At 63.8% G+C, this 3200-nt stretch carries 2 protein-coding genes; both read left to right on the plus strand.

Annotated elements, in window-relative coordinates:
- Positions 1-304: 304 nt before the first annotated feature.
- Positions 305-1360, plus strand: coding sequence for an alpha/beta fold hydrolase (locus AC4D2F_RS16845; protein WP_490911634.1), 1056 nt, complete (start codon positions 305-307; stop codon positions 1358-1360).
- A gap of 209 nt (positions 1361-1569) precedes the next feature.
- Positions 1570-2601 (plus strand): AI-2E family transporter, encoded by a 1032-nt coding sequence (locus AC4D2F_RS16850; protein WP_490911635.1) that lies wholly within the window; start codon positions 1570-1572, stop codon positions 2599-2601.
- The last annotated feature ends 599 nt before the right edge of the window (positions 2602-3200 follow it).

Raw genomic sequence — 3200 nt, forward strand, 5'->3', positions numbered from 1 at the left:
TCCGAGGCCAGCGCATGTTGTTCGCCGCTTCGCGGCTGTCGAGCAAGGCCCTACACAGATGAAGCAAACATGCATTCGTTGGGTTACGGCCCGCGATACGTCGTGTGGCGGCGTGTGCGACTTGTCGTGGCCGTACCCTTCGTCGCCCGTGCACCGCGGACGAGCACATGGAACCCCGGAGAGTGTCCGACGCTGGTCCTTCCGTGGCCGGTGTTACTACTGCGTGTTACTACTGAGAGAGGACGCCGTTATGAAGAGCCGTTCACCGTCGGCCCGCACATCGGCCGTCCCACATGCCACCGCTATGGCAACCAGCCTGGCAACCGTGCGGGATGCCGTTCGCTCGGTCTTCTGCTCCGCTGATCGTGCATCGGGGCCTTCGCCCGTGGATCGTCGTTCGTCGGTGGATCGTTCACATTTTTCCCCTGTGGCGGGTCGTTCCGGAGCTCGATCCCTGTCAGGTCAGGGCATCCGGGACGTGGTGTGCGATGACGGTGTCCGCCTATGGGTCGAAACCGACCCGCAGCCGGGCAGCGCCGTAACGGTGGTCTTCGTGCACGGTATCGGGTCCGGCCTGCAAGAGTTCGATGAGCAGCGCGCCGATCTGTCGGGTCAGGCGAGCTTGGTCCTGTACGACCTGCGGGGGCATGGCGGCAGCGAGATCGGGCCGTCCGGTAACGTTACTCTGCAGCGCTTCGCCCGGGACCTCGCCACTGTCATCGACGAGACGACCGATCCGGGTGACCGCATCGTCCTGATCGCCCACTCCCTGGGCGGGATGGTCACCCTGTCGCTGATCGACGCCCAGCCGGAATTGGTTGGGAACAGGGTTGTGGGCATCGCCCTGATCTCCACGGCCGCCGAACGGATTGCTCAGGTCGCCACCCCCGATCCCATTGCCGTTGGACTGGTCAGAACGCATGCAGCCCACGGGTTGCTGCGCGTCGCCGCATGGTGTGCTCCGGCCCTCGATGCCCTGAAGCCAGCCCTGACCCTGCCCGGCCGGTGGTGGTTGCGCCACACGATGTTCGGCCCGTACGAGCCGCCGCCTGGACTCTTGAGTGCGAAACAGAATCTGTGGGCTCATACGCCGGCTGCGGTCATCGTCTCCACGTACCGGTCGCTGATGGACTTCGACCGGTCCCGGGCCCTTGGGATACTCGGGCGGATACCTGTACTGCTCGTGACCGGGACCGATGACCGGACCATACCCGCACGGCGCAGCAATCACCTCGCAGCTCAGATCGGCGCCACGGCCGAACTGCTCACCATCGACGGTGCAGGGCACAGCGTGAACCAGACCCACGCACCTGGGGTCAATGAGGCCATCCACAACCTCATCCGAAGGGCACAGGCATGAACTGGTTCCGCCGCCCCTCCCCTTCCTCCGAATCACGCACCAATTCAGATCCCAGCGTGAGAGACGAGGCACGCCTCGGGGTTGCAACCGGGGCTGCAATGGGACCCGGGCCGCTTGACGGCCCCCAGCCGAAACTTCCGGCTGGGCTTCACCCGGGATCCCACCCTGCCGGAGCTCCGGCCAGTGTCTGGGCGTCCCGGTCGGGCAAAGTGCTGGTCGCAGCGCTGCTGGTCATTCTGGCGTGTATCGTCGCTCTTGCAGTCGGGTCGGTCCTGATCCGGTTGCAGCTCATCGTCGTGCCCGTGCTGATCGCGCTGCTGCTGGCTTCGGCGATCAGCCCGTTCGTGGATTTTCTTCGCCGACGCGGTGTGCCGACCCTGCTGGCCGTGTGGATCGCACTCCTGACCGGCATCATCGTCATCGGTGGCCTCGGCTGGGCCGTCATCCATTCCCTCACGTCGCAGTGGAGCCAGATTGCGTTCAACTCCGATATCGGGTTCGACCGGCTTGAACGTCAGCTCGCGTCAACGGCACTGCCTTTCACCGAGGAGGAACTGCGGCAGGCCCGGGAATCGGCGGTGCAGTCTTTCTTCAGCGGGTTCTCCGTCGGGGACGCACTCGGCGCCCTGACCATTCTCGCAAACGCTTTCACTGCAATCCTCTTGACGATCGTGGTCCTGTTCTTCTTCCTTAAGGACGGCAGGTCTATGTGGATCTTTCTCACCCGACCCCTGACCGGGCCCACCCTGCATCGGACCCAGCATGCCGGCGAACGGGCAGTCACCACGATGGGCGGCTACCTGCGCGGGACGACGATCATCGCCCTCATCGACGCCGCGGGTATTGGGGTGGCCATGTTCTTCCTGGGTGTCCCGTTCGCCCTGCCGTTGACCATGATCATCTTCCTCGGCGGCTTCGTCCCGGTGATCGGCGCAACTATCACCGGGCTCTTCGCCGTGCTCGTCGCCTATGTGACCAGCGGCGTCGGCGTGGCTATCGGCCTGGCGATCGCCGTCGTCGTCGTGCAGCAGACCGAAGGCAACCTGCTCCAACCTCTGATCATGGGCAAGGCTGTCAAGCTGCACCCCGTCGTGATCCTGCTCGCTCTCGGCGCCGGCGCGATCCTCGCAGGAGTGATCGGGGCGGTTCTTGCAGTCCCGGCGTGCGCGGTGGCATGGGCGGCCATCAAGGCCTGGAATGAGAAACCTGCCCAGGGCTCCCACGCTGTCCAACCTTCCTGACCACCCCGACATTCGTGGTGGTTGCCACCGCACCTACCCTGACGCCACTCCCCGGGGGTGAGATGGCGTGGAGGATGTGTGGGTTGGTGGTGGGGCGATGATCGCCCAATGATTCTCGGCTAGTTTTAGGCGTCGTTGGGCACGATATCGCCGTATTGGTCGACGGTCCCATCAATGACCGGCAGTTCGGTTTCCTCGTCGGAGGTCACCGAGATCATGGCGGTCATATTCGTTCCGGGCTGCACGTTCGCGGTCTCGAACACCGTCAACGTGCCGCGAGATTGAGGATCGTACCTGCCGGTACGAGGACGGAAACCTCATCGTCGTCATCGCGTAACGTCATTTTCAGGGACATATTGCTCTGGTTCCCGAGGGCACCCAGGAACCTGGCCGGTGCTGCGTTCTGGTCGAGGGGACGATCCGGTGACGGTGTATTAGCTGACTGGGTGGACATCACACTCTCCTACCTAATCGGTGGTCTTATGAGCATCCCGCACGGCGAAAAACAACGGGGTGACAGTCACGAACTGTTACGAGCAGTGGGACCGCGGAAAACCTCGAGCTGTGGAGGCTGCACACGGTCCACAGAAATAGACAGC

Source organism: Arthrobacter sp. TJ-263, from assembly GCF_058269155.1.

What these genes read in the sequence shown, in the direction of transcription:
- AC4D2F_RS16845 (WP_490911634.1), top strand. Translation starts at nt 305, where the DNA reads ATGGCAACCAGCCTGGCAACCGTGCGGGATGCCGTTCGCTCGGTCTTC.